At 32.9% G+C, this 25492-nt stretch carries 34 protein-coding genes; 31 read left to right on the forward strand and 3 right to left on the reverse strand.

The window, feature by feature from the left end:
- Nucleotides 1-29: 29 nt before the first annotated feature.
- A complete protein-coding gene (locus tag PBV87_RS12780; protein ID WP_271012543.1) occupies nucleotides 30-293 on the reverse strand; it encodes a toxin C-terminal domain-containing protein in 264 nt (87 codons plus the stop codon).
- Between the two features lie 349 nt (nucleotides 294-642).
- Here PBV87_RS12780 and PBV87_RS12785 point away from each other — a divergent pair, with 349 nt between their 5' ends.
- Complete coding sequence (locus PBV87_RS12785; protein WP_271012544.1) at nucleotides 643-1014, forward strand: hypothetical protein; 372 nt, start codon at nucleotides 643-645, stop codon at nucleotides 1012-1014.
- A gap of 179 nt (nucleotides 1015-1193) precedes the next feature.
- Nucleotides 1194-1655, forward strand: coding sequence for a class I SAM-dependent methyltransferase (locus PBV87_RS12790; RefSeq protein ID WP_271011923.1), 462 nt, complete (start codon nucleotides 1194-1196; stop codon nucleotides 1653-1655).
- A 268-nt stretch (nucleotides 1656-1923) separates the two neighbouring features.
- Here PBV87_RS12790 and PBV87_RS12795 read toward each other — a convergent pair whose 3' ends face one another.
- Nucleotides 1924-2091 carry a DUF6440 family protein gene (locus tag PBV87_RS12795; protein ID WP_271012545.1) on the reverse strand — a complete coding sequence of 56 codons (168 nt, stop codon included), beginning with the start codon at nucleotides 2089-2091 and terminating at the stop codon, nucleotides 1924-1926.
- 176 nt (nucleotides 2092-2267) lie between these two features.
- Entirely contained in the window at nucleotides 2268-2630 is a 363-nt protein-coding gene (locus PBV87_RS12800; protein ID WP_271012546.1) for a hypothetical protein, read from the reverse strand.
- 1527 nt (nucleotides 2631-4157) lie between these two features.
- Between PBV87_RS12800 and PBV87_RS12805 the strand changes: the two genes are divergently transcribed.
- The 29 genes from PBV87_RS12805 (at nucleotide 4158) to PBV87_RS12945 (ending at nucleotide 25456) form a co-directional block, all read left to right on the forward strand.
- Nucleotides 4158-4361: a hypothetical protein gene (locus tag PBV87_RS12805; protein ID WP_271012547.1), complete on the forward strand. Its 204-nt coding sequence runs from the start codon at nucleotides 4158-4160 to the stop codon at nucleotides 4359-4361.
- A gap of 80 nt (nucleotides 4362-4441) precedes the next feature.
- Complete coding sequence (locus PBV87_RS12810) at nucleotides 4442-4615, forward strand: hypothetical protein (protein WP_271012548.1); 174 nt, start codon at nucleotides 4442-4444, stop codon at nucleotides 4613-4615.
- A 135-nt stretch (nucleotides 4616-4750) separates the two neighbouring features.
- A complete protein-coding gene (locus PBV87_RS12815) occupies nucleotides 4751-5200 on the forward strand; it encodes a sigma-70 RNA polymerase sigma factor region 4 domain-containing protein (protein ID WP_053983758.1) in 450 nt (149 codons plus the stop codon).
- 373 nt (nucleotides 5201-5573) lie between these two features.
- Complete coding sequence (locus PBV87_RS12820; RefSeq protein WP_271012549.1) at nucleotides 5574-5753, forward strand: hypothetical protein; 180 nt, start codon at nucleotides 5574-5576, stop codon at nucleotides 5751-5753.
- A 111-nt stretch (nucleotides 5754-5864) separates the two neighbouring features.
- On the forward strand, nucleotides 5865-6509 hold the full coding sequence (locus PBV87_RS12825) for a hypothetical protein (RefSeq protein ID WP_271012550.1): 645 nt from the start codon (nucleotides 5865-5867) through the stop codon (nucleotides 6507-6509).
- Between the two features lie 468 nt (nucleotides 6510-6977).
- Nucleotides 6978-7787, forward strand: a complete 810-nt coding sequence (locus PBV87_RS12830; RefSeq protein WP_271012551.1) for a hypothetical protein — start codon at nucleotides 6978-6980, stop codon at nucleotides 7785-7787.
- A gap of 361 nt (nucleotides 7788-8148) precedes the next feature.
- Complete coding sequence (locus PBV87_RS12835; protein ID WP_271012552.1) at nucleotides 8149-8730, forward strand: hypothetical protein; 582 nt, start codon at nucleotides 8149-8151, stop codon at nucleotides 8728-8730.
- A gap of 230 nt (nucleotides 8731-8960) precedes the next feature.
- A complete protein-coding gene (locus tag PBV87_RS12840; protein WP_271012553.1) occupies nucleotides 8961-9494 on the forward strand; it encodes a MerR family transcriptional regulator in 534 nt (177 codons plus the stop codon).
- Entirely contained in the window at nucleotides 9487-11316 is a 1830-nt protein-coding gene (locus PBV87_RS12845; protein WP_053983753.1) for a phage terminase large subunit family protein, read from the forward strand. The genes PBV87_RS12840 and PBV87_RS12845 overlap by 8 nt, the downstream gene beginning before the upstream one ends.
- Before the next feature lie 24 nt (nucleotides 11317-11340).
- Nucleotides 11341-11520, forward strand: coding sequence for a hypothetical protein (locus PBV87_RS12850; protein ID WP_271012554.1), 180 nt, complete (start codon nucleotides 11341-11343; stop codon nucleotides 11518-11520).
- The gene (locus PBV87_RS12855) at nucleotides 11462-11695 is read left to right on the forward strand and encodes a DUF6148 family protein (RefSeq protein WP_053983752.1); all 234 of its coding nucleotides are present in this window, start codon (nucleotides 11462-11464) and stop codon (nucleotides 11693-11695) included. Before PBV87_RS12850 ends, PBV87_RS12855 begins: the two co-directional genes overlap by 59 nt.
- A gap of 51 nt (nucleotides 11696-11746) precedes the next feature.
- A complete protein-coding gene (locus tag PBV87_RS12860; protein WP_271012555.1) occupies nucleotides 11747-13285 on the forward strand; it encodes a phage portal protein in 1539 nt (512 codons plus the stop codon).
- Nucleotides 13286-14359, forward strand: a complete 1074-nt coding sequence (locus tag PBV87_RS12865; RefSeq protein WP_271012556.1) for a head maturation protease, ClpP-related — start codon at nucleotides 13286-13288, stop codon at nucleotides 14357-14359.
- Complete coding sequence (locus PBV87_RS12870; RefSeq protein WP_271012557.1) at nucleotides 14359-14700, forward strand: hypothetical protein; 342 nt, start codon at nucleotides 14359-14361, stop codon at nucleotides 14698-14700. Before PBV87_RS12865 ends, PBV87_RS12870 begins: the two co-directional genes overlap by 1 nt.
- A gap of 15 nt (nucleotides 14701-14715) precedes the next feature.
- Nucleotides 14716-15759, forward strand: a complete 1044-nt coding sequence (locus PBV87_RS12875; protein WP_053983749.1) for a major capsid protein — start codon at nucleotides 14716-14718, stop codon at nucleotides 15757-15759.
- Between the two features lie 14 nt (nucleotides 15760-15773).
- Entirely contained in the window at nucleotides 15774-16094 is a 321-nt protein-coding gene (locus PBV87_RS12880; protein WP_271012558.1) for a hypothetical protein, read from the forward strand.
- A 1-nt stretch (nucleotide 16095) separates the two neighbouring features.
- On the forward strand, nucleotides 16096-16755 hold the full coding sequence (locus PBV87_RS12885; RefSeq protein ID WP_053983747.1) for a hypothetical protein: 660 nt from the start codon (nucleotides 16096-16098) through the stop codon (nucleotides 16753-16755).
- Nucleotides 16756-17277 carry a hypothetical protein gene (locus PBV87_RS12890; protein WP_271012559.1) on the forward strand — a complete coding sequence of 174 codons (522 nt, stop codon included), beginning with the start codon at nucleotides 16756-16758 and terminating at the stop codon, nucleotides 17275-17277.
- Between the two features lie 14 nt (nucleotides 17278-17291).
- Nucleotides 17292-18737, forward strand: a complete 1446-nt coding sequence (locus PBV87_RS12895; RefSeq protein ID WP_271012560.1) for a phage tail sheath protein — start codon at nucleotides 17292-17294, stop codon at nucleotides 18735-18737.
- Nucleotides 18737-19249: a phage major tail tube protein gene (locus PBV87_RS12900; RefSeq protein WP_053983744.1), complete on the forward strand. Its 513-nt coding sequence runs from the start codon at nucleotides 18737-18739 to the stop codon at nucleotides 19247-19249. The genes PBV87_RS12895 and PBV87_RS12900 overlap by 1 nt, the downstream gene beginning before the upstream one ends.
- Before the next feature lie 33 nt (nucleotides 19250-19282).
- Entirely contained in the window at nucleotides 19283-19618 is a 336-nt protein-coding gene (locus PBV87_RS12905) for a hypothetical protein (RefSeq protein WP_271012561.1), read from the forward strand.
- Between the two features lie 153 nt (nucleotides 19619-19771).
- Nucleotides 19772-21631: a phage tail tape measure protein gene (locus PBV87_RS12910; RefSeq protein ID WP_271012562.1), complete on the forward strand. Its 1860-nt coding sequence runs from the start codon at nucleotides 19772-19774 to the stop codon at nucleotides 21629-21631.
- Nucleotides 21624-21833, forward strand: a complete 210-nt coding sequence (locus PBV87_RS12915) for a tail protein X (RefSeq protein ID WP_053983741.1) — start codon at nucleotides 21624-21626, stop codon at nucleotides 21831-21833. The genes PBV87_RS12910 and PBV87_RS12915 overlap by 8 nt, the downstream gene beginning before the upstream one ends.
- 4 nt (nucleotides 21834-21837) lie before the next feature.
- Nucleotides 21838-22728 carry a phage late control D family protein gene (locus PBV87_RS12920; RefSeq protein ID WP_271012563.1) on the forward strand — a complete coding sequence of 297 codons (891 nt, stop codon included), beginning with the start codon at nucleotides 21838-21840 and terminating at the stop codon, nucleotides 22726-22728.
- A 3-nt stretch (nucleotides 22729-22731) separates the two neighbouring features.
- The gene (locus PBV87_RS12925) at nucleotides 22732-22929 is read left to right on the forward strand and encodes a hypothetical protein (protein WP_271012564.1); all 198 of its coding nucleotides are present in this window, start codon (nucleotides 22732-22734) and stop codon (nucleotides 22927-22929) included.
- Between the two features lies 1 nt (nucleotide 22930).
- A complete protein-coding gene (locus PBV87_RS12930; protein ID WP_271012565.1) occupies nucleotides 22931-23470 on the forward strand; it encodes a phage tail protein in 540 nt (179 codons plus the stop codon).
- Between the two features lie 3 nt (nucleotides 23471-23473).
- On the forward strand, nucleotides 23474-23788 hold the full coding sequence (locus PBV87_RS12935) for a hypothetical protein (protein ID WP_271012566.1): 315 nt from the start codon (nucleotides 23474-23476) through the stop codon (nucleotides 23786-23788).
- On the forward strand, nucleotides 23785-24897 hold the full coding sequence (locus PBV87_RS12940; RefSeq protein WP_271012567.1) for a baseplate assembly protein: 1113 nt from the start codon (nucleotides 23785-23787) through the stop codon (nucleotides 24895-24897). The genes PBV87_RS12935 and PBV87_RS12940 overlap by 4 nt, the downstream gene beginning before the upstream one ends.
- A gap of 4 nt (nucleotides 24898-24901) precedes the next feature.
- Complete coding sequence (locus tag PBV87_RS12945) at nucleotides 24902-25456, forward strand: phage tail protein (protein WP_271012568.1); 555 nt, start codon at nucleotides 24902-24904, stop codon at nucleotides 25454-25456.
- Nucleotides 25457-25492: the final 36 nt, after the last annotated feature.

Consider the following 25492-nt stretch of genomic DNA (forward strand, 5'->3'; position numbering starts at 1 on the left):
TAAAGGGGATTTACTCCCCTCTAAATAATCTAACCACCTATGCGTGTTTTTAAATCACGAGAGAAAGTACCGTACCTTTTATCTTTTGAATTTAGCTTTTTAACAGATTTGGCTACTTTCCAGAAGCCGCCATTATGTTGGTCGATATCGTGAGAGATAAAGTTCTTACCATCAGTAAATATTAGTTGGTCATTGAACGTGCGGTAGTTGGTTAGCGTATGTCCTAATTCTGCTGCTACTTGTTTTATTTCTTTGTTTGTATATTTGATTCTTATTTGTCGTTGTTTAGTCATTGTACGACCTCCTTTGTGAATGTCATTACTTGTGGGAAAGGTGCATTTACACACGCGATTCCAAAAAAAAATCTCCTCTGTGTGGTGGCACAAAGAAGATAGAAAAAAAGTTGGAAAATATTTGCCTTTTTAGAAAAAGGCAAAAAAAATAGGCCTAAATAGGCCTAATAGGGTGAGTACCCTATAATATATTGTTCAAAAAAAATATAAGAAAAAATGTGATTTTTGATGTTAAAGGAGAGATCTAACGAAATAACACTGGAATTTCAGTGTTATAAGAGGTTGTTTTCAGAAAGTAACTGAAGAATGAATGGGTTATTAAGAAAGGAATACAGAAAGGAGAATACACATGAAAAGGTTTAAACCCTATCAATCAAAAGGTAATGCCAAAAGTATAGCTAAAATGACAATAGAAGTTGCAGATAAAATAGCACAAGAAAAGGTGCAACGTGATAGAGAAGCTTTTGGAAACATAGCAATACGTACCATAGTAGCAGCTTCTATGATTACTTTGCATGATGAGTTTGGTTTTGGATCCCAAAGATTACAGAGGTACCAGGACAGAATGGAAGAACACTTAGAATGTATAAACAGTGGAGTTATAACACTTCAAGAACTGGAAGAAACCACAAAGAGAATGGAAGAGAAGGCCAATCTTAATTTGAAAGAGAAAACAGAGTATACAGAGTGGAGAGAAGGAAAAATGAACAATTTAAGGTGAGGTAATAGATTATGAAAAAGTATCCAGTAACAGAGAACTTTTTAGTGTTAGTAGATAACTTAATGGCAATTGAAAAGTGTTAAGGGTAGTGCAAGAAGATATCGTAAAAAGGTAAAAGATATTCTAGAAAAAGAGTTGTATATTACAATAGCTAAAAGTAAATTTTTAGAGGTGGGAAGATGTTAGATAAACCTATATTAGATGCTTGCTGTGGCAGTAGAATGTTTTGGTTTAATAAGAAGCATGACAAAGTGGTGTATATGGATAATCGTCAGCTAGAAGATACATTATGTGATGGTAGAAAGCTAGAAGTTAATCCAGATGTTATCGCGGATTTTAGAAACATGCCTTATCCAGATAAATCTTTTAAATTAGTGGTGTTTGATCCACCACATTTAGTTAAGGCGGGTGAAAATTCATGGTTGGCCAAAAAGTATGGGAGGTTATCTGATACCTGGAAGGAAGATATAAATCAAGGATTCAAAGAATGCATGAGGGTACTTGATGATTATGGGGTTCTGATATTCAAGTGGAATGAGGACCAGGTAAAGTTAAAAGATGTACTAAAGGTACTAGATCAAGAACCATTGTTTGGGAATAAGAGAAGTAAAACGCATTGGCTAGCATTTATGAAAATGTAGTTGGCCAATTTAATAAAAGTAACTTTTGATTAAAGAAAGCATAAAAATAGGAATTGGAACAAGCATAAGGCAGACAACATTCTTATACTTGTTCCAATATTAGATGGAGGTTTTCAATGCCCACTAATAGGATGTGTATTTGAATTCAGGATAGTGATTATTAGAAAGGCTATATAAAAATAATTTTTGGTCAAGAGAAAGGTAAGTATATATGGAATTAATAAAAAGGAAAAAGAACCCACTGATTCAGCGTGAGTTCTTACATAGATTACTTTTTAGTAATAACCGGTTTTCCATCAGCATCTAGTAGAGGTGTCAATCCAGCAGAATTTCCATATCTATGCCATAAATAGTTTACTCCTGTTTCTTGGTCTCTCCAAATTTCAGTTGTTTGAGCCATAGTACCTTGTTTGTAAATTTTTTCGAATCGATCCATTTTAATGCACCTCTCAAAAGTTGATTATATAAATAAAGTTTAGCAGGATGGATTGATATATTCAATTATTAATATTTTATTTTAGTTAAAAAATCTAAGTTTGTTTGGATGAGGGTAAATGATAATATAAAGCCTCACTACTTAAATGAGTGAGGTCTTAAGGGAAAAGAGTGTAATTATAGTTGACGCTTTTTTGTTATTATAACTCCAATAATAGTTCTTATAACTTGAAGAATAGCTCCTATAATCCCCCCTATAACTACGATAAATACGTTTAAGAATCCGCCAAACATATTTGGTGTATCTGCGTTTGATAAATTTATTAGGTAATCTGCAATTAAGCCGATTTGGGAGGCAACAAGAAAAATGTGACCAAAATAATATTTTTTAAAAAAGATTGCTATAGCTGATAATAAAAATATAGGTAAATAAAATTCGCTAATTAATTTTAAGTTTATATAATTTATGTAACTAAAGAAAATGAGTACTAAAATATACGGGATGATATTAAATAGTAATTGCTTTATACGAGAATACATGATAGTTCCTCCTAGTATATAGATAATTGAATCGTAACATACACAAAGAGTATTAGACTAAACAAATAATTTTTTGAAAGAATGAGGCCATAGAAAAGCTTAGAGAGTATTTGGAAAAGAAAAAAGTGTATGCGAGAAAAAAGCAGAAAGATTAGACGAGAGGATTGAGCAATTCAAAAATGCCTACAAAAAGAATGAACAGCACCATCCAGAGTGACTAGATTTGCACTCAAGACAACAATATCAAGATGCAATTTGCAAACAAAACGAGTTATATGCAGTAGTTGGCTTTATAGCAAAGATTGAACAAGAATTTTTTTATGAGTAAATAAAATAATTCTTTATTACCCTGCCTATAAAGTGGTCTGGGGGGTACTAGGCTATAATTAAAAAGATAATAACATTAATAAAACAGATTATAGAAAAAATGAAAGCCCAATTATAGCTATCTTTTTTAGCCGCTTTACGATAGTTATAAGCCTTTCTCAAACTGACTAGACCATATAACAACCAAAGTATAGACCAAACTGATAATGGTAAAATATAGACAATGAGCGCAAGTAAGGCAATAGCAATTGTAATAAAGAGTAATAGTACCTTTTTATTATATAAATTCAAAATAACACCCCCAATTATGTATAATTTAGACTGAATAAATATTTAAGTCTGGAAAATTATAAATAAATAAAATAGTTTTTTCATGGTTTATTACTTTTCTTTATATCTTTAAAGAACTTGATTATTACATCAAGTCTAAAAAGATGTAGGAGGATGGCATATAGCAATAGGTTACTAGTAGCTACTAAAAATCCAACTCCCACAAATAAATTATAAATGTATCCAATTACTCCCCATATAAGGTTTAGGATATAAAAGTAATAGAAGAAAATTTTGCTAAGTCTTTTATCTTTTGGTTTAGTAAATAAGCATGTTAAAAAATGTTTAAATAGATTCATTTTTAGCAGAGCAACCACCCTTTTTATTTTTTATATATTTAGGTTCTATTATAAAAGAATATAGTATGTATTACAATAAAATTAGTTTTTGAGCAAAAAAATACCCCTTGGCAGATAGGTATAATAACATGCCACGGGAGGTGGATCTTAATTTTATAATCGCCAGGGGTATTTAATTAAGATAGGTAGACATTTAGGAGTGTAAAACCTATCTAATAATTATTATAAAGTATAATTTTTTACTATTCAATAGAAGTATTTAATAAAAAATGTTTTTTTAACATAGTGAAAGACGTGTATCCCCCAGGCAATATTTTAACCTAATAGCTTTATTACAAGAGTAACAACTAGAATGGCTAATATTGTTTCTAGCATTATACCACATCCTTTCTAAGCGCTGTGAGATACAATGCTAAATCCCCCCTCGAAAGGAACCCGTACACGTCTTTAATAAAATATATGAACTTGAGTTTAATAAAATTACTACTAGTACTAAATTTTAAAGAAAAGAAGGAGAGAGTTTCGACACTAGCAAAAGCTATAGTAGCAGCTAATATGCAAGAGCAATGTTATGGAATGGAAGAAGCTATTTAATAAAATTAGTTTTGAAGAGGTGAGTATGTTAGTAACCATGATTGAAATAATTATAAGATCATTAATTCAAGTGGGAACATTATTGATTGGGATGTATTACTTATTTAATGGAGATAAGAGGTGGAGATGGTTCAATGCATCACTTGTTGTATTAACTATTGTTGTCATGCTAAAACAATAGAAATTGATATCTTATTTTGTATGTAAATAGCGTGAGTCAGCATATATTGTGAACAAGTATGATTAGTAGAGGTGAGAGTTATGTTAGAAGGATTTATAGGCGGTTTAATAGTAGCTTGGCTTTTAAGTTTATTTGGTGTAGACCATATGGTACTTGAAGTATGTCAGACTTTTACAGAAGTACAACTAACAACAAGCTTTTATTACATAGGTTTTGCATTAATAGGATTAATAGGAGGAGCATTTAAAAGGTGATTACAGTAACTCATATATCTAGATATAGGGCGTATGGCTAAGATTTTGCACTAGAATTTAATTTTGAAATGTTAAATGATAAATTATACAGGTGCATATGAAAAACATCTTAGAAACGATTTTAGGAGGTTTTAAATGAAAGGTGCAAAAGACAATAATTATGCAAGAGTTGAGGGTATACTCTATAACTATCCAAAAGTCAAAGTTGAAATAGAAAACATTAAAATAGATATAGAAGAGCTAAATGATGTAGTAGGCATAAAGGGGGCAGGTAATAATAAGATTAAACCTTCAAGTGCAACCAATGCCTTTAATTCAAATGTAGAGAATGAAGTAATAGATCGTGAAGAGAATCTTCCTGATAGGATTAATGATATGAATAGACTACTTAGAAATAAAGAGAGATACATAAGAAAGGTTGACAATGCACTAAGCTTACTTAAAGAGGATGAAAGAAAGTTAGTTGAGTTAATATACTTCAAGAGATACACACTTGAAAAAGCAGGAGAAGTGTTTGATATAACTAAAGATGGTATGGCAAAACGAAGAAAGCCAGTTATATTAGAACTAATAAATATACTATAAACATACAATAATCATACAAAACATATATGAAAAGTATGCAATATGTATGTTGAAGTGTATTACTTACAAGTGCTAGAATACTATTATCGAAGTTAAAACAAAAGGCACTAACATTACAAAGTCCATTGTATTTATCTTCGTATCGTCATTAAGTTGAAGGAAATAAAATTAAAAAAGCTATTAGGAAGTATATGCTCCTAGTAGCTTTTTTAATATAACTAATAGTGTAAGTATAAATGACTATCTAAATACATCCTTAAATCTAAAAAAATATACCTTAAATTAATTTGTGTATTTAAGGTGATTAATTATATACCTAGAAGTCTATAATTGATTATAGCTTAAAATATTAGAAAATATGAGGTGGTATGATTTGAGTACTTATGAAGGTGAGTATAACTGTAGATATGTTGTTAATATGCTTACAGGAGAAATATCTAGATTTCATGGTTGGATAGAAGGTTTTGCAATGATAAGCCAAAAAGAACATGATCCTTTTGGAGTATATTGGCAAGCTTTTAGAACTAATTTTAGGCCTACTGATGATAAGTAGTAAAAAGCTTTAGCATGTTCTGCTGATATTACAATAGCAAATCTAGTTGTTTTGTGACGATATTTGTAATATTCTATATATATCATTTATATATAGGGGGATTATAAGAAAATGCATTTAATAGGATATGGCAAGTATATAGGAGAATTAATGTCTACCATAGATTTTGAGGAAGATATTATGTCTGAAATCGTTAAGAGTGATATGCCCAAAGGGAATATTACATATAATGATTTTTTTATTAAAGATATTAATGATTCAACCATTAATAAGTTACAAGAAAGATTAGAAGGTCATGAAGAAACGCAACTAAAGCAAATGAAAATTGTTGTAGATGATATGATATCAAATGAAAATATTTTAGATCATATTGGGAGAATGCTTAGTGTAGTAGCGTTACTTGTATCTGTATTAGGATTCGTTTTCTCAGCATATAGTTTAGGTATAAATATAGTAAGTAACAATATAGGAAAGGCTGAAGTATTAATTAATCAGCTTGATAGTAAGAAAGAAGATGTACAGCAGATACAAGATACACAAAAAATTGAAGAAGCAGAAGAAGTAAAGACTATGCTAGAGATTAATAAAGATTTTTTGAGAACATTAGATATAATGTATTTTGGCATGATAGTAATATATATTACGGGTATAGTATATGCAATATATAAGATATATAAAAATTATCAGAGTAAGATTGTAAAAAAGAAACTAATATGTATACAGATTGCTATTGATAATATTTTAAACGAGAGCTAATAGAGCTCTTTTTTTATTGATTAAATAGCAAGTAGTTTCTGCAACATTTAGTTATTGCAACAAAATGTTGCAGAAACTATTTTTGCTACTGCTTTCTTTTACTTTTCTTTTCTTTACTCTTCTTTTCTTTACTTTACTTTGCTTTAGGGATTATTGCATACATAATGTAACATTAACTAGGGTTATTGTTGCATTAATTATGGTTAATGTTGCAAAAACTAATTTTCATAGATTCTTTATAGTACGAATTTAAATAATCACGAAAGGGGTGAGGCTGCTAAGATAGTATTATCAACAAATAACAAGAAGCTATTGTATTTCCAAATTATACTGAGCTATTTGGAGAAGAGGAAGAGAGATAAGAGTGTGCGCCTTATCTCTTTTTATTATGTAGGGGAGTAAATGAAAATAGTTTACTTTAAATAAAACATATTTTATACTCTAGTTAAAATAACGAGGGGGATAGGAATGAGTGATATAGAAGATACTATGGAACTCATCAAGGCTACATTACCGTTGGTAGGAGTTGTTATTGGTGGTGGAGTAACTTATATGAGTAGCATTAGGGTGAAGAGGCATGAGCTTAAGTTAGCAAATAAACAAATGATAGTACAAGATATTCTAATACCTCTAGGAAAAGAGTTAGAAAAGGTATATAAATCTGAAACTATGGAGATTACAGATAGCATAAGGGAAATAGAAAAATATATAAGCGTAGATAGAAGGATATATTTGAATAAAAAAATGCGTACAAAATTAGAGAGATATATAGTTCTTTTAAATAAATATGACAAGATACTAGCAACTGGAACTAGAAGTATATATTATTCTATTAAACAACATATAGAGAATAATATATGTAAAAATGGCTATGATGCGCTTGAAGTAACCATGTCAGATGATTTTAAAGAGAAGATTAGGAAAGTTTTATTGCAAATGGAAAGTATGACAAATATTTCACTGTGGGATATTAAAGATATTTATTTTTATACAGGAGAAGAGTTTAACTGTACGGCAATAGATGTAGAAATATATGAACTAGAGGATCAAGTAGAGAATGGATTTATATGTGAAGAGGCAGTGAGCGCTGATCAATGGTTTTCAATAGATTGTCACAAAGAGTTAGAACGTGTATGTGATAATCTTCAGATAAATAGAGGATTTGGATATGATGAAATAGAGAGTGAGGTTATATCTCAATACCAAGAAGTTAGAAATGTAACAGAAGAACTATTGAATACTTTATATAAGTCTATTGATAAGATAGCTATGTATTAAAATATTGTTTTAAAAATATTTTTTTCTGTTTTAAAAAGTGTTGAAATAGTTCTTGACTTTTAAGCAGTAGTAGTGTATTTTAACTTACTACTTTACTTTCTATTTACTATACTATACTTTACTATACTTTACTTTAGGGATTAATGTTGACATTAACTAGGGTTATTGCAACAGAAACTAGGGTTATTGCAACAGAAACTATGGTTATTGTAGACATTAATAGAATAGTAACACTATGTTCAAAGTTTATTCATTGAATAGGAAATTATTAGGAGGGTTATTGGAATGTTTTTATCGTATATTGCCTTATCTGCTTGAATGAATTATTATTAATAAAAATAGTGTTATTCAGGGGGATGCGATGAATTTTGAAGAGAGGATATTAAACGATATCGAAAGGTGCAAACCAATATTACAATATAGAAATGTAGAAGAGGCGCAGAAATTGATTGAGGAATTGTGTGATTGTTATGAAGCATATATTCCGGGGATAAGTATTAGAAGGCGTGTATTGAGAAAAGGAGATACAAATTTTACATATTATTTAAGCGATCTTGAAAGAGTTAAAAAGAAGCTTGAATTATTTGTTTCAGGAGGTAAACAACTTGTATGTAAACATTCCGAAAGTTTGATTGTGAATAATAGTAACACGAATGAGAATACCAACAATAATACAAATTCAAACTCAAATAGTAATACAATAGATATTAATATACTTATACAAAATACAATTAGTGAGATAGAAGACGATGAGAGTCTAGGCGAAAAAGAAGTGGAAGAAATAATAAGTAGGATTAGAGAAATTGAAAAAGTAGCCAATACTGATGAAAAGCGTGCAGGTAAATGGAAAAAGCTAAAAGACTCATTTAACTGGTTATCTACTAAAGGTGTTGATATAGCTTGCAAGATAATACCTATAATTTTAAAAGTACTTGAACAATAGAGCCGACAATGGCTCTTTTTTAATGTCTGTGAGAGTGTTTAGTGATGTAGGTGTGCTAGTCACAACATACTACTAAAAGCCAACACAGGCCAAATGAGGAACAATAAAAGGTACTGTGAGAGACTGTGAAGAGGTGCGGGTCTCGCGAGGCCCGATATTCCTCTAGTTACTAAATTTTTTTTAGAAGGTGTTTCCTTCCTAAAATGTCTACTGAAAGGGTGATACAAATAATGGCTGAGCCAAAACAAAAAAAGACTGAAATAAATAGTGATACAATCGTTGGTACACAAGTATTGGCTGAAATATTCCGAGTTGACCCTCGCAGGATAAGGCAAATGGTTCAAGAGGGTAAAATACCTCGCTACAAAAACGGAAGTTACAAGCTTATTGAAACATTACAAAAATATCATGAATACATAGAAGGAATTAATGAAGATAAAAATGTTAACCTTGTTAAGAAGGAATCTGAAAATGAGAAACTAAAGCTTGAAAAAATAAAAAGAAAAAAAGCAGAGCTTGAATTGATGCAGCTTACGGGTGACTTGGTTAACGTCGAGGAATTTAAACAGCTATATGCTGGATTAATCATTAATTTTAGATCAAAGATGTTAGCGCTACCTAATAAAGTTTCGCCAAGCATAGTAGGAATAGATAATTTAATAACGGTGCAAGACATACTTACGAAAGAAATTTATGCAGCATTAGAAGAACTATCAAAAACAGATATAAATGAAATTGAGCCAAAGGTTGATAGTGATGAGTAAAAAGTCGCAAGTTAACTTATCTAAGATAGTACTTGAAGAAATAGTAAGAATGATTGCACCGCCAAAGAAAATGACTATATCACAATGGGCAGATGAGAATCGTATGCTTTCTGATGAAGCTTCTGCAGAAAAAGGGAAGTGGAATACTGATAGAGCTCCTTATCAGCGTGAAATGATGGATTCAATAAGTGATGTAAGGACAGAAAAAACAGTCATCATGTGTGGTATTCAGCTTGGGAAAACAGAATTCTTACTGAATATGCTTGGATATTTTATAGATATAGAACCATCTCCTATGATGTATGTAATGCCACAACTTGATTTATGTAAGGATTTTGCAAAAACACGTGTCATGAGTATGGTTAGAGATACGCCCTGTTTAACTAATAAGATAAGTGATTCAAGTAAGCGTGATGGTAAAAATAATACTTTGATGAAGATGTTTCCTGGTGGATGGCTTAAAATAGCTGGTGCAAATAGTGAAGCAAGTTTACGTTCTGCACCATTAAGAGTAATCCTAATGGATGAGGTAGATGCTTACCCACCTAGTGCAGGAACAGGAGGAGATCCATCACAATTAGCAGATGGGCGTACATCAAACTTTTGGAATAGAAAAGTAGTAATGGTATCATCACCGCTTGTAAAAGGTGAATCTCGTATAGAATTTGAGTATGAAGAGTCTACACAAGAAGAGTGGCATCACAAATGTATTTCATGTGGTGAGTATGTAGCTATTACGATAGATCTATTTAATCCTAACAACTACACATTAACGTGCCCCTACTGTGGTTCTGTACATACTGAATATGAATGGAAAAGAGAAAAAGGCAAATGGATTGCTAAGTATCCAGAAAGACGTACAAGAGGTTTTCATTTAACTTCTTTTTCTAGTCCATGGGTACCATGGGATAGGTTAGCCGATGAATATGTTAAGGCAAAGAAAAAAGAAGAACTCATGAGGGTATTTGTTAATACTAGATTAGGGTTACCATATGAGAAAGCCAAGGAGGAACAACTTGATTATGAAGTGATTAAAGATAGGAGGGAAACTTATGAAGCGCAAGTTCCAGATGATGTATTGGTTCTTACTGCCGGAGTAGACACACAAGATAATCGTCTTGAATGTGAGATTGTTGGATGGGGTGTTGGTGAGGAGAGCTGGGGGATAGAATATAAAGTGTTCTATGGTGACCCAGGACAAAAGGCAGTATGGGATCAGTTAGATGATTATTTGCAAACTACATTTAGATTTAAAGATGGTTCAGGAATAAGAGTATCATGTACATGTATAGACTCAGGAGGCCACTATACATCCGATGTTTATGATTTCACAAAAGTTAGAGAGCATAGGCGCATTTATGCTATCAAAGGTAAAGGTGGTGTAGGCATTCCTCTTATCTATCATCAAACATATACTAAAAGAAATAAAGCAGTACTATTTATACTTGGTGTAGATGATGGTAAAGAAATGTTACAATCGAGATTAAAGCTTGAAAATATAGGTGGAGTTAATGATGGATATTGCCATTTTCCTATGGGGGAAGAGGGAGAATACATACGAGGTTATACTGAGGATTATTTCAAAGGTCTTACTTCTGAGGTACAAGTAGAAGAAATGACAAAAAGAGGAAAGAAAATTTACTGGGAAAAGAAGAGTACATCAATAAGAAATGAATCACTAGATGTAAGGAACTATGCTCAAGCTGCTATTAAGATTTTTAATCCTAATTTTGAGTTATTAAAAAAACAAGGTGTTACTGGAACAAAGTATGAGCAAAAAATAATTAAGAAGAAAAGAAGAGTATTATCAAAAGGCCTATAGGGTCTTATTTTTATGGAGGTATTTATGGAAAATGTAACTATATCAGAATGTTTTAAAGCATTAAGATGTGGTACGGATAGTATAGATGAGTTAAAGAAACTAGGTATTAAAATAAATAAAAAAATATTGAGAGAAGGTGAAAATCATGGCAGCGTGGACATTAGAACAAGCAAGAACCCATCTAAATGCATGGTTAGAAGCTGAATTAACTGTAACATCAGGACAAGAATACACCATAGGTTCGAGAAGGCTTACACGAGCAAATCTTAAAGAAATTAGAGAACAAATAGTATTTTGGAAAAATGAAGTTGAAAAGATTGAAGTATCAAGTAAGAAAAAAGCAAGGAATAGGATATATAGAATAGTACCATTGGATTAGGGCTATGTGAAGTTTGCACATAGCCCTAAATTTATAAGAAAGGAGGGATTAATGTTGAAATTAATTGACAAAGCAATAGGCATTTTTTCACCACAAGCAGCTTTAAATAGAACATTAGCTAGGAAGAAGTTAGAAATACTTAATAGTGGATATGGTAACTATGGTGCTAGCCACACTAGAAAAGCAAGCAAAGGATGGAGGCATGGTGGAGGAAGCCATAAGGAAGATATAGAAGATCATTTACCAACATTAAGAGAGCGTTCACGAGATAGTTATATGGGTGGTGCACCTATAGCAACAAGTGCTCTAAAAACAACAAGAACTAATGTTGTAGGCAGTGGATTAAAACCAAGACCAAATATAGATAGTGAATTCATTGGACTTACAGAGGAACAAGCAATGAAGTGGGAACGTGACACTATGAGAGAATTTAGCTTGTGGGCTGAATCTACAGCATGTGATATGGAACGTATAAATAACTTTTATGAACTTCAGCAATTAGCCTTTTTGTCATGGATTATGAATGGTGATGTATTTGCATTATTACCATATAAGCCTAGGCCACAAATGCCTTATGATTTAAGAATACAACTTATTGAAGCTGATAGAGTATGTAATCCAACATTCAGCACATATGAGTCAAATATCATTCAAGGAGTAGAGTGTGATACAGATGGTGAAATTGTTGCGTACCATATAGCAAACTATCATCCGTTATCATCTATGAATCCAAACGGAAGAGAGATAAAGCGTGTTCGTGCATATGGAGAAAAGACTGGAAGAAGAAATGTTATACATTGTATGGAAAGTGAGAGAGTTGGACAACGTAGAGGAGTTCCACTTTTAGCACCTGTTATAGAAACTCTAAAACAATTAGGTAGATACACTGATGCAGAACTTATGGCTGCTGTAGTTAGTGGTATGTATACGGTATTTATAGAGACTCAAACAATAGATCAAAAACCACTGGGAGAGGATAATGAAGAGAATACATACGAAGAGGAAGAAAGTGAAATTGCTTTAGGAAGTGGGGCAGTGGTTGCTTTAGCACCTGGAGAAAAAGCAAGTTTTGCTAATCCTGGTAGACCCAATACAGCATTTGAGGGCTTTGTAAATGCAATGGCAAGACAAATCGGTGCAGCATTAGAAATACCACCAGAAATACTATTAAAGCAGTTCACTAACAATTATTCAGCATCAAGGGGGGCGTTACTTGAAGCATGGAAAATGTTTAGGATGCGTAGAACATGGTTAGCAAATGATTTTTGTCAGCCTATTTATGAGGAATGGCTGACTGAAGCAGTTGCAAAAGGTCGCATTTATGCACCTGGATTCTTTTCAGACCCACTTATAAGAAAAGTATACTGTGAATGTGATTGGTGTGGACCTTCTCCTGGGCAATTAGATCCAGTTAAAGAAGCTAATGCAGCTACTATAAGAGTAGAACAAGGATTTTCTACAAGACAGCAAGAAACTATTGAGATGAATGGTGGAGATTTCTTTGACAATAATAGACAACGAATACGAGAAGAGAAAGCAAGGAAAGAACTCAGTATGGTAACAGTAATTAAAGAGAAAGGAAGTGAATAGATGCCAAAGAATATTAATATCAAAGGTGACATTATACCAAATGATTATGCCTGGATTTATGACTGGATGGAGTGGGATTATACATGTCCTAGACAGATTGAAAATGCTCTTAATCAAGCTAATGGTGGAGAAGTGATTTTCTTAATCAATAGTGGTGGTGGCAGTGTATTCGATGGTTACGAAATATTTAACCTTATTAAAGGATACACAGGGAAAACAACAGCAAAGATTGTAGGAGTTGCAGCGAGTGCAGCATCATTTATTGCAATGGCTGCTAATACAGTTCAAGCAAGTGCATTATCTCAGATAATGATTCACAGAGCAGCAAATGGTAACCAAGGCAATGCTCCATCACATCGTGATAATGCAAGTTTTCTAGAGCAGGTTGATAATACCATTGTAAAAGCATACACAATGAGAAATAAAAAAACAGATGAAGAAATGATTGCTTTGATGGATAAAACAACATGGTTTACAGCTGAACAAGCATTAGAAGTAGGTATTATTGATGAAATTATAAACAATGATGTATCAGTACCAAAGGTCTACAACTCTTTAGAGAATAAGCAAGAAGTTATAGATAAGCTTATCAATCTTGGGAGTGTCGAGAATATGAAGAAAGCATTACTTAACAAAAATTTAGGTATTAGTGGTGTAACAAACACCATTGACAATATAAATACAAATTCTAAGGAGGAAGAAATCATGACGGTGGACAAATTAAAACAAGAGCATCCATCTATCTATAATCAAATTGTAGAAGATGCTCAAAAAGAAGCAGTAACAAATGAAAGATCACGTATTAAAGCAATTCAAAATTTATCAGTGCAGGGCGTAGAAGATGTTATAGATGATGGCATTGAAAGAGGACTTAGTGCTGGTGAAGTAGCGATTAATATTATTAATGCACAAAAGAAGATTGGTGAAAATCATCTTCAAAATGTTATGAAGGATGCTAATGAAAGCGGTATTAACAATATTAGCAATGAACCAGCACCACAAAATAGTGATAAAAATGAATCTGTAAACATATTAGTTGCGGCAGGTCAAAAAATTATGGGAGGTAGAAGATAATGTCAAGAAAAGCATTTCAAAAAGTTGGTGAATTCACACCAGATAAGCTTATTGCAGGGAACACGCATCCTATAGATACAAAGGGGGTAGAAATTGCAACAGGATCAGGTGTACTTGTAAGGGGTACATTAATTAATGCAACAGGTACTATGTGTACAGCCACATCAGATGTTCCAGTAGGGATTTTATGTGATGATGTAACTCAAAACTCATCTGGTACCACTGCAGCTTTAATGTATATTAGTGGTGATTTTAAAGCAAGTGAAATTACTGTAGGTGATGATGTTACAGTAACATCCTTTGAATTAGAACTGCAAAAACTAGGAATCTTTTTAAAATAAGGGAGGAAATAACTAATGGGAATTAATATTTATGAAACAGCTACAATGCTAGAAGCTTTAAGACAAACACCACCAGTACATACTTTCTTAAGAGATACATTCTTTAACAATCCAAAGTTTGCGAAAACAGAGAAGGCTCTTATTGATATTATCAAAGGTGGTGTATCAGCAGCGCCGTTTGTTGCACCAAGAGTTAATGGTGTACTTGAAACTAGACGTGGTTATACAACAAATGAAATCACTACTCCAAGAGTAGCACCTAAACGTGTGTTGACTGGAGAAGACTTAGAGAAGAGACAACCAGGGGATAATACATATACAACAAAATCACCTGATCAAATTGCAGCAGAAATGCTAATGCAAGACTTAATTGAAATGGATCAAGAGATCACTTTATCAGAAGAATGGTTATGCGCAAAGGTATTATTAGGATCATCATTTGACATTACCGAATATGATGAAAGCGGCAAAGAAGCTGGGACATTCAACGTTGATTTTGGATTCACCAATAAAATTAGTGTTGCCACTGCTAAAAAGTGGACAGCAGAAGGAGTAAATCCTATTGAACAAATTGAAGAATGGATTGAAAAAAATATCTTAACAAAATCATCAGCAACGCCTGACATTATTCTTTTAGACCCTGATGCTGGGAAAACATTTGCCAATAATTCATTTGTAAAGGAAATTATTCAATTAAGAGCACAAGCAGGTTCTTTTGCTGAAGCACAATACAAAGGCAGAGGAGTAACTTCATATGGTAGATTCACTAAATACGGAATTGAAGTAGTATCTTACTCAAATATTGTAAAAGCGAATGGTGTAGCAGAGCAATTACTGCCAAAAGGTACTTGTATTATTGCACAATCTGGTTCTGGTAATATTACATACGGAGCAATTACACAAAAGGAAAATGGTAAATGGGTAAAATACATGGAAAAACGTGTTCCAAAGTACTCTGTTGATGATGAAAAAGAAATTGATACAGAGAGATTGGCGTCAAGACCGTTACCATGGATGCCCGATGTAGATTCATATGTAGTGGCAACAGGTGTTTGCTAAGAGGGTGAAATTAAATGGGATTCAAAGAACAAATAAATAAAGATTTAGATCAAACATTTTTCAATATAGATGAATTTGCAGAAGAGCACATTATTAACGGACAGAAAATAAGTATTGTAGTAGATAATGATAGACTTGAAGAGAGATCTAAAAAAGAGTATGACGGCTTATATGTTGGTGAGCTGTTATTTTTTGTGCCAAAATCAAGGTTAAGTGCAAAACTTAAGCAAGATGGACCAGTTATTTTTGATGGAAAGCAAATGTATGTATTTTCGTTAAGAGAAGATAACGGAGTCTATGAAGTGATTCTAAATCAAAACCTAGTAGGTGGTTAATATGGGTAAAGGGAGTGTTTGGATTGATACAAAAGAAATAGACTTACTTAGTTTAGAACTTAAATCATTTCCTAAACAAACTCAAACTGCTATTTATCATGCACTTAAAAGAAGCCTAGATCAGACAAAAACTGAAATAGGTAGAATAGTTCCTAAAGAATATGCTATTAAGCAGAAAGAGATAAAAAAATCATTTATTGGTGGAGTTAATTATCCAACTAAATCAAATTTAAAAGCTTCTCTAACATCAAAAGGGAAGCTTTTAAGCTTTGCACATTTTCCTTTTACTCCTAAGACAGCAATTAGAAAGGGTAAACGTGCAGTTGTTAAGGTTACTATTAAAAAAAATAGTCCTAAAGTACCTTCTAAAGTTGGTTTTACAGCTACGACTGGCGCAAAAGGTGAAGATAAGGTTCAATTTAATGTATTTAGGAGAATAGGTGTATTTAAGAAATCTACAAGAGGTAGATATGCTGAAAAAGGATATAAGCGTGAAATGATTGCTCCTATTCGAACACTTTCTATACCTCAAATGATTACCTCAGAAGGAATGGAAAAGAGAATACAAGACTTTGCCTTAGAAAAATTTGAGCAGAGGTTAGAGCATGAAACCCAAAGGGCATTAGAAAAAATACAATCAAAGGTGAAGGGAGCGAATTAGTTGAATAGTGTATATGTGTTAAACGAGATTAAATCGTTCCTTGAAGAAAATATATCAAAACAGATAAAGCTTCAAAAGGCATCTGACAATGATATATTTGCTTACGAACTAGTTAGTCCTAGCGTATTCACAGGCTGGCTACCTCCTAATGGTATGTTGCCAGATAATATTGGTGATGTACCATGCTTGATAGTAGGAATGGATGGTGGCTCAGATGATGGAAGTATAAACGAGTTTAAAATAAAAATATCGTTTGCAGTGTATTCTCCAGGAGAGCATAAGGAACAAGGAGAATATACACCTAATTTTAATGGGTATGTTGACTTATTAAATCTTATAGATTTAACAAAATCACAACTTGTTAAAGAAAAGATTATTAATAATACACTTTGTATTGGAGAAGAAATATCTTGGGATATGTATCAGGACCAACCATATCCATATTGGTATGGTTATATGACATTTGGAATTTCTGGTAAAGCTTATCCTAAAGTCAATATAGAAAAATTACTAAATAGTTAGGAAAGGGTGATGTAATGTACAAACATGGAGCATTTGCTGAGATTATGGCTACAAAGGATTATATTCCACCAAAGGCATTAGGTACGTTACCTGTTTATTTCGGTACGCTACCGGTACATCAATTTAGAGAGTACTCAGATAAAGTTAATACACCTATCTTAGTCTCTAGTTTTAGTGCTGCACAGGTTCAAGCTGGATATAATGATGAATGGAGCAGTTTTACACTGTGTGAAGCTATTGATGCACATTTCAGAAATAATATTAAGCCTATAGGGCCTATTGTATTAATCAATGTATTAGATCCTTCAAAACATGCTACAGAAAATAAAACAGTTACAGTATCGCTGTTAAATAAGACAGGCTATATAGAGAATAATAAAGTGATTCTTAATAGCATTAGTATAGCTGATAAACAATTAGGGGTAGATTATGATGTAAAATACACTAGTGATGGAAATAGGCTAGAAATTAAGGACATCAAAGGAACTATTTTAACTCCTGTAGAGGTATCATTTAAGGAAGTTGACTTAGCATTAGTTACTGAATCAGAATTGATAGGTGGAACCGATGCAGAAACAGGGATTAAAACAGGTATTAGCGTAGTTGATTACGTATATTTAACTCACAATATGGTTCCTACTCTATTTTGTGCACCAGGATGGAGTGAGAAAGAAACTGTAGACACAGCACTTAAAGCAGCAAGCCAAAAGATTAATAACCATTGGTATGCTTTTGTTAATAGCGATATTGAAAGTACATCTGTAAAAACAATTAAACATGCTAAGCAAGCTAAAGTTGAAAAAAGCTATGTGAGTAGTAATGAAAGTCCTTGCTGGCCTATGGCTTATAAAGGCACAAAAAAATATCATCTATCTACATTAGCGACAGTAACTATGCAATGGGTGGATTATGAGAATGGTGGAGTACCATATGAAACACCATCAAACAAGCCAGTTGATGTAGTTGGTATGTGCCTTGCAGATGGAAAACCTATTATATTTGATCAAGTACAAGCAAATGACCTTAATTCTAAAGGTATTAGAACACTTTCATACTGGGGTGGAAGATGGGTACTTTGGGGTGGGCATACTGGAGAGTACGAATATGGAAAAGATATTGATAAGAAGAATGTATTTGATTGTAGCGTTCGTATGCTACAGTACATAGCGAATACTTTCCAGAGTCGATATGGTATTCAAGTGGATAAGCCTATGAATCGTGCGCTTAAAGATACAATCTTAAATGATATGCAAGAATGGTTAGATAATCTTATTGCACAAGGGAAAATACTTTTAGGAGAAATTGTATTTGAAGAGACAAGCAATCCTACATCAGATGTTGTAGAAGGTGACTTTGTATTTGATATAGCAACAACCACTACACCACCAGGTAAAAGTTTAACAGCTAAGATTTGTTACACAGTAGAAGGTATTAATGTATTGTTTGGAGGTGATGAATAATGTCAAAAGTAATTAGTGGTAGTATTATAGCACATAAGTTACTATCAAATAACGTAGAGATTGATGATCAAGTATCATGCCAACTGCCATCAATTGAAAAACCAACTCAAGAAATCAAAGGTGCAGGTATTATGGGACCTATTGATATGCCAATGACAGGTCAAGTAAATAGTATGGTATTTTCTATTTCATCACGTTCAATTAATAGTGGTGCTTCTGAACTTGCAAAGCCAGGAGTGCAAAATCTTGAATTAAGATTTATCCGAGATATTATGCAAGCAGATGGGAGTATGATTCCAGAGGGAACTAAGATATTCATTTCTGGAGTTAATAAAAAATATGATCCAGGTAAAATAGAAAATGGTGCTACTATGGATGGTAGTATTGAGTTTGAAGTATTGAGATACAGACAAGTAATTAATGGCAAAGAAGTATTGCTTATTGATAAGCTTAACAGCATATACAAAATTAATGGAATAGATTACATGGAAAAAATCAGAGCCGCTCTATAATGAGTGGCTCAATTTATTTTAGGAGGAAATGAGATGAATGAAAAAATGGTAGAAGCATTAAAAACAAACGTGTTAACACTTACGAAACCAATCTTTATTGATGGGAAAGAAGTAAAAGAGTTAATTTACGACTTTGAAAGTATGACTGCTAGAGACAAGTTAAATGTAGGTAAACGTATTAAATCAGATGGTATCCCGATATCTGTTGAAGAACTAGATACAGATTATCACATGTACTTATTTGCAGGTGCTGTTGTAAAAGCAAATCCAGAGATGGATATGTCAGATGTATTTAGATTAAGTGCAAAGGATATTCAAAAAGGCGCTAAGCTGGCAAGGAGTTTTTTCTACGTGAATTCGGAGGAATAATTGGAGATGAGATTCTTCATAGGCAAATAGCTAGGGTAACGCTTAATACATCTACTTCTGCAGAACATTGCTACAATATGACTCTTATAGATTTTGTTGAGTTTTATAGATATCTAGTAGAGGAATCACAAGCTATGAGGAAGGAGGGAGAGAGTGGCAAGTAAAAAAGAATTACAGGCATTAATTACTTTAGCTGGTAAAGTAGATCCTAGTTTGCAAAATGCATTATCTAAAGCAACTAAAGGAACTAAAGACCTTGGAGAGAGTATGCAAGAATCATCAAAGCATGCGAGTAGACTTGGGGATATCATTAAGGGTTCTGTGATAGGTAACATGGTCTATGATGGTATAAGGACCGTAACGAACTATGTTAAACAATTAGGAACACAAGCTTTAGAAACTGCAAGTAGCCTTATTGAAGTGCAAAACGTTGTAGATACTACATTCTCATCAAGTGCTATTCAAATTGATGCTTGGTCAAAGACTACATTAAAGGCTTTTGGTATTACAGAGTTACAGGCTAAACAATGGTCTGGGAGTATGGGAGCAATGCTTAAGAGTAGTGGTATAGCTGCTGATGATATGCTCATAATGTCTAAAACATTAGCTGAATTGGCTGGGGATTTTTCATCATTCTACAACCTATCTCATGAGGATGCTTGGAATAAGGTTAGAGCTGGTATGTCAGGGGAGACTGAACCACTCAAACAACTAGGTATTAATATGAGCGTAGCAAATCTAGAGGCATACGCTTTAGGAGAAGGCATTAAGAAGTCATATAAAGATATGACACAAGCAGAGCAAACGCTATTGAGATACAACTATTTATTAGAAATGTCTACAGATGCTCAAGGAGACTTTGCTAGAACGTTAGATACATCTTGGGAGAATCAGAAAAGACTTCTTAAGAATAACATCATGGATAAGGCTAGTGCTGTATTAGCAAAATTCATACCACTATTGACAGATTTAACAGCTAAAGCTAATGCTTTCGTAGAGCAAATTGATATAGACATGGTCATATTGAATATAGAAAATGGATTTAGATTAGCGGGAGATGCTGTTGGTTGGATGAAAGATAATATAGATTGGATTATACCAACAGGACTAACTTTAGCTGGTGTAATGACATCTATAAAAGCTATAAATATTATTAGGAGTATTTCAGAAACTGTTGCATGGGTAGGAAAACTTACATCTTTTACTAAATTACTAACCCTTGCTAAGATAAAGGATAAAGCAGAAACATTATATCTAATGGCTTTATATTCAAAAGATGCTGTTGTAAAAGGCATAAGTACAGCAGGAACATGGGCAATGACAGCAGCTCAAGGTGCACTTAACGGGATTATGGCTATAGGTACAGGGATAATGGGAGCTTTTGGAGCAGTATTAGCATTTGTCACATCTCCAATAGGTTTGGTTGTTTTAGGTATAGCGGCGCTGATAGCTGTAGGTGTAGCATTATGGAAAAACTGGGACACAGTTAAGGTCAAAGCGTTTGAGCTATGGGAAGGAATGAAGTCTGCATTTGGGGGAATAGGTGAATGGTTTGGTGGATTATGGGAGGGTGTAAAGGAAGGCTTTAAAGGATTTGTAAACTTTATTATAGGTGGAATTAATAGGATTCCAGAAGGTATTAATAAAATACAAATTAGCGTACCAGATTGGGTACCAGGCTTGGGTGGAAAGACATTAGGATTTAATATCCCTACAATTCCTACATTTGCAATGGGAGGGATTGCAACACAAGCATCTATATTTGGTGAAGCAGGTCCTGAAATGGCAATACCTTTAAAACGTACACCAAGATCTATTCATTTATTAAATCAAACAGCAGAATTTTTAGGTGTGAATAAATCGGTTACTGAAAAAGTGGCACAGAAGGTTGCAAATATCGTTATTAATGTTACAGGTGATACAAGTAAGCAATCTATATTAGATATTAAAGAAGCAGTGAAACAGGCATTACAAGAATTAGAGTATGAAGAGGAGGTTGTAAGTTTTGGATAATTATATTGAGTACACTACAGTTGATGGTGATACTTTTGATATTATTGCTTTGGATATGTACAATGATGAATTTAAATCACATCTAATTATTCAAGCTAACCCTTCATACGCTAAGATAATCACTTTTAAAGCGGGAGTAGTACTTAAGGTTCCAGTTGTTGAAGAGGATATTCCAGAAACACTCCCTCCTTGGAAGAGGTGAAAATATGCAACTTATATATGAAGGAAAAGACATAGCATCGGAAGTAGATATTCAAACATGTAAAATACATGACTTATCAGGTGAAAAGTTTGATTCAGTTGAAATAATATTTAATAATCATAAGAATCAGTGGAGTTCCTGGAAGCCTGAAAAGAACCAGATGGTGCTAATTAAGCATGAAGGTTTCTCATCTGGACAAATGTATATCAATGGTATGCAACAATTAAGTGGATGTATTAAGATGATTTGTTTGCCTGTTAAGACTAAGGCTAAAGAAAAGCACACAAAGTCATGGGAGAACGTCACTTTAATGGAGCTACTAAATGAAATTGCTAATAAAAATGCACTAAAGCTTAAAACTTATAACATAAATAATTATAGATACCATAGGTTAACACAAGTTGAGGAGTCTGATTTTGTATTCATAAGTAAAAGATGCATGATTGAAGGTTATGTGATGAAGATTACTAATAACTCATTAGTGGTATATGATGAAAAATTTATGGAAGCTCAACATCCTATTGAAATTCATGTGAGTGATGTTATTGGTGAATTTAGATTTTATGATGGGTTAACAAAAACATATAGTGGAGCGAGAATAGGTGATTATATTTATCTGTGTGAAGATACAATAGGACCTATAATAAACTTAGATATTGAAACAAATAGCATTGGTGAATCAGAGAGATTTGCAAAGAATGGTCTAAGATCAGTGAATAAGTACGAGAGTATTATGGAGTTTGATATCAAATTTAATCCTGGTATTGCAGCAGGATGCACAGTGGATTTAAATGGATTTGGATTGGCAGATAATAAATACTATGTATTTCAATGTACTCAAAACATAAGTTCTAATTTGACTTCGCTTAAGTTAAGAACGATTCCAGGATGGTGATTCATGAATTTAAAAGGTGAAATATCGGTTATCAAAAATGATAAGGCAAAAGTATTTATAAGAGAAAAAGGACTTTTAACAAATCTATTAGATGTTGCAGAGCACGTTGGCCCATTAAAAACAAATGATAAAGTAGTAGTATCATTTTATGGAAATACATTTACAGATGGAATAATAAGTGCAAAGGTAAAGGAGGGCTAGAATGTATTTAGCAATGTTTGGCCCTAAGGGATTTACAGTAAGTAGTGAAAAGGTAGTTACATTTGATGAGTTTGGACTCGAATCAGGATTAGATACAGAAACACAAGAAAGTAAGGATAAGAAGCCTAGTACCTATATCAAAGGTGCTGGGCTTGATTCTTTTAGCATAAAGGTTAGGCTAGAAGCAGAATTAGGCATTAAGCCTCTTGAACAAATAGAATCATGGATGCAGGTTAAAGATGAAGCTAAAGCATATCCCTTTTTGATAAAAGGGAAGCCACTTATGAATACAAAGTGGATATTAAAAAATGTTTCTGTAAATGAAACAAACTTTGATGCAGCTGGTAACTTATTTAGTGCTACACTAACATTAAAATTTGAAGAATTTGTTAAGGCTGGTAGTAAAAAAGAAGAAAGTACAAGGAGGTCAAAAAAAACAAAAGCTGTAAAGAGCTCAAAGAGTACTAAGCAAAAAGATACTACGTCTGTTTATAACGTTCTTAGTCCATCTCAAAAAGCAGATTTAAATAGAATTAAATAGGGTGTGAGAAAGTTGTTATATGAAATAGATACATTACAAAGAAATGCTTTGAATTGGAATGCAAAGGGTGTAGAGAGAAAACTACAAAATATAAGAACACTACTCAATACATGGAGATATGAGGTAGCTTATGATAGGACTAAAGGATTAGATCCATCAATATTAGATTTACCTAAAGATGAAGCTATTGCGCTTTACATATCAGAAATATATCGGATGATAGAGACATATGAAGAAGATGTAGTGATAAAGAGTGTTAAATTTATAAGTATTGATGAAGAGGGACATATGGCTTTTAAGGTGGTGGTTGAGATTTGAATTTTGTAAAAGTAGATGCAAAACAATTATATAATGAAATACTAGTGCAGTTTCAACAAGCATTAGGAGAAGTACTTTATCCAGGAGATGAAAGACGTATCTTTTTAGAGCAAGAAGTACAGCTTATAGTTGGTATCTATAATGCAATTAATGAAAGTGCTAAACAAAACTTACTTACCTATGCTAAAGGACAAGTTCTTGATGCTATAGGAATAGAATATGATACAAAACGCTTACAAGCTCAAAAGGCAATGTGTAGAGTAGAATTTAGATTATCTAGTGCTCAAATGCAGACAGTTCATATTCCTAAAGGAACTAGAGTTACACCAGATGGATTATTATTTTTTGAAACTCTTTCTGATACGTTTATTAGTGCAAATACTACATCATTAGAAGTAGATGTAGTGGCAACTGTAGCAGGAGTGAATCATAATGGGTTTGCACCAGGACAGATAAAGACATTGGTTGATATGATTCCTTTTGTTGGGAGCGTATCAAATATTACAACTAGCAGTGGTGGATCACAAGAGGAAGAGGATGATAATGGAGTAGATATTTGGAGTGGTTATAGAGAAAGAATTCGATTAGCAGCAGCTAAAATATCTACAGCAGGACATGAGTTAGGTTATATCTATCATGCTAAAAGTGCAGATACAGATATTGATGATGTTATAGTAACTTCTCCTAGACCAGGAGAAATACTAATAACAGCACTAATGAAAAATGGCCAGTTGCCATCAGAAACTATTATAGAAAGAATAAAGGAGTCTTGTAATAGCAAAAAGGCAAGACCAATGACTGATAAAGTGAGTGTAGCAGCGCCTACAGTATCAGAATATAGTATTTCTTTAACTTATTACATTGCTTTAGATGATGCAGCGAGTGAAAACATTATAAAGGCTAAGGTTGTTGAGTCTGTAAATGAATATATTAAGTGGCAGGATTCTAAAATAGGCAGATCAGTTAATCCAGATTATTTAAAACAACTTATTTTAAATGCAGGAGCATATAAAGTTGATATTACATCACCTATATATACAGAAATTCAAGAGACACAAGTTCCTAAAGTGACGACTAAAAGTATTATTTATGGAGGATTGAAAGGATGATTTAATGGAACTAGGTAATGTTAATGTACTCACATTGCAAACATCAGCAATGAAGCAGGATAAGACAACACAGGCAATGAGTTTAGTACTAACAGAGATATTAAATGAAATAGATATCGGTAGAAGTTTAATAAGGACACAACTAGAGGACTTATCAGAAGAAGTATTAGATACCATTGCAATAGAAAGAAATATATTTTGGTATGATGCTAATGCGAATGCAGATATCAAGAGAAATATCATCAGAAATTGCAATAAGGTATTCAGAACACTTGGTACTAACTATGCTATAGAGCAAGTTATAGCAGACTATTTTGGAGATGGCCAAATAGAAGAATGGTATGAGTATGATGGACAACCTTATCATTTTAGAGTACTTACAACCAATACGAAAGTAACAGGAGAACTTGCAGATCAATTTCATAAAGCAGTAGAAGCAGTAAAAAGGAAAAGTACACGACTTCATGAAGTATTAGTGATGATGAGTGCAAATCTAAATCTTTATTATGGGTTTGTAGTACATACCGGTGACAAAATAATCATTAGACAGGAGGGATGAAATGGCTTTTGGAAGTGTAGATTTTACAACAAGAGG

This window comes from Holtiella tumoricola (genome assembly GCF_027857615.1).
Taxonomy (GTDB): Bacteria; Bacillota; Clostridia; order Lachnospirales; family Cellulosilyticaceae; genus Holtiella; species Holtiella tumoricola.

What these genes read in the sequence shown, in the direction of transcription:
- PBV87_RS12945 (WP_271012568.1), top strand. Translation starts at nt 24,902, where the DNA reads ATGGAACTAGGTAATGTTAATGTACTCACATTGCAAACATCAGCAATG.
- PBV87_RS12790 (WP_271011923.1), top strand. Translation starts at nt 1,194, where the DNA reads ATGTTAGATAAACCTATATTAGATGCTTGCTGTGGCAGTAGAATGTTT.
- PBV87_RS12865 (WP_271012556.1), top strand. Translation starts at nt 13,286, where the DNA reads ATGCCAAAGAATATTAATATCAAAGGTGACATTATACCAAATGATTAT.
- PBV87_RS12870 (WP_271012557.1), top strand. Translation starts at nt 14,359, where the DNA reads ATGTCAAGAAAAGCATTTCAAAAAGTTGGTGAATTCACACCAGATAAG.
- PBV87_RS12850 (WP_271012554.1), top strand. Translation starts at nt 11,341, where the DNA reads ATGGAAAATGTAACTATATCAGAATGTTTTAAAGCATTAAGATGTGGT.
- PBV87_RS12840 (WP_271012553.1), top strand. Translation starts at nt 8,961, where the DNA reads ATGGCTGAGCCAAAACAAAAAAAGACTGAAATAAATAGTGATACAATC.
- PBV87_RS12825 (WP_271012550.1), top strand. Translation starts at nt 5,865, where the DNA reads ATGCATTTAATAGGATATGGCAAGTATATAGGAGAATTAATGTCTACC.
- PBV87_RS12895 (WP_271012560.1), top strand. Translation starts at nt 17,292, where the DNA reads ATGTACAAACATGGAGCATTTGCTGAGATTATGGCTACAAAGGATTAT.
- PBV87_RS12855 (WP_053983752.1), top strand. Translation starts at nt 11,462, where the DNA reads ATGGCAGCGTGGACATTAGAACAAGCAAGAACCCATCTAAATGCATGG.
- PBV87_RS12785 (WP_271012544.1), top strand. Translation starts at nt 643, where the DNA reads ATGAAAAGGTTTAAACCCTATCAATCAAAAGGTAATGCCAAAAGTATA.
- PBV87_RS12800 (WP_271012546.1), bottom strand. Translation starts at nt 2,630, where the DNA reads ATGTATTCTCGTATAAAGCAATTACTATTTAATATCATCCCGTATATT.
- PBV87_RS12860 (WP_271012555.1), top strand. Translation starts at nt 11,747, where the DNA reads ATGTTGAAATTAATTGACAAAGCAATAGGCATTTTTTCACCACAAGCA.
- PBV87_RS12880 (WP_271012558.1), top strand. Translation starts at nt 15,774, where the DNA reads ATGGGATTCAAAGAACAAATAAATAAAGATTTAGATCAAACATTTTTC.
- PBV87_RS12900 (WP_053983744.1), top strand. Translation starts at nt 18,737, where the DNA reads ATGTCAAAAGTAATTAGTGGTAGTATTATAGCACATAAGTTACTATCA.
- PBV87_RS12905 (WP_271012561.1), top strand. Translation starts at nt 19,283, where the DNA reads ATGAATGAAAAAATGGTAGAAGCATTAAAAACAAACGTGTTAACACTT.
- PBV87_RS12920 (WP_271012563.1), top strand. Translation starts at nt 21,838, where the DNA reads ATGCAACTTATATATGAAGGAAAAGACATAGCATCGGAAGTAGATATT.
- PBV87_RS12930 (WP_271012565.1), top strand. Translation starts at nt 22,931, where the DNA reads ATGTATTTAGCAATGTTTGGCCCTAAGGGATTTACAGTAAGTAGTGAA.
- PBV87_RS12815 (WP_053983758.1), top strand. Translation starts at nt 4,751, where the DNA reads ATGAAAGGTGCAAAAGACAATAATTATGCAAGAGTTGAGGGTATACTC.
- PBV87_RS12925 (WP_271012564.1), top strand. Translation starts at nt 22,732, where the DNA reads ATGAATTTAAAAGGTGAAATATCGGTTATCAAAAATGATAAGGCAAAA.
- PBV87_RS12795 (WP_271012545.1), bottom strand. Translation starts at nt 2,091, where the DNA reads ATGGATCGATTCGAAAAAATTTACAAACAAGGTACTATGGCTCAAACA.
- PBV87_RS12835 (WP_271012552.1), top strand. Translation starts at nt 8,149, where the DNA reads ATGAATTTTGAAGAGAGGATATTAAACGATATCGAAAGGTGCAAACCA.
- PBV87_RS12805 (WP_271012547.1), top strand. Translation starts at nt 4,158, where the DNA reads ATGGAATGGAAGAAGCTATTTAATAAAATTAGTTTTGAAGAGGTGAGT.
- PBV87_RS12830 (WP_271012551.1), top strand. Translation starts at nt 6,978, where the DNA reads ATGAGTGATATAGAAGATACTATGGAACTCATCAAGGCTACATTACCG.
- PBV87_RS12780 (WP_271012543.1), bottom strand. Translation starts at nt 293, where the DNA reads ATGACTAAACAACGACAAATAAGAATCAAATATACAAACAAAGAAATA.
- PBV87_RS12810 (WP_271012548.1), top strand. Translation starts at nt 4,442, where the DNA reads ATGTTAGAAGGATTTATAGGCGGTTTAATAGTAGCTTGGCTTTTAAGT.
- PBV87_RS12885 (WP_053983747.1), top strand. Translation starts at nt 16,096, where the DNA reads ATGGGTAAAGGGAGTGTTTGGATTGATACAAAAGAAATAGACTTACTT.
- PBV87_RS12875 (WP_053983749.1), top strand. Translation starts at nt 14,716, where the DNA reads ATGGGAATTAATATTTATGAAACAGCTACAATGCTAGAAGCTTTAAGA.
- PBV87_RS12845 (WP_053983753.1), top strand. Translation starts at nt 9,487, where the DNA reads ATGAGTAAAAAGTCGCAAGTTAACTTATCTAAGATAGTACTTGAAGAA.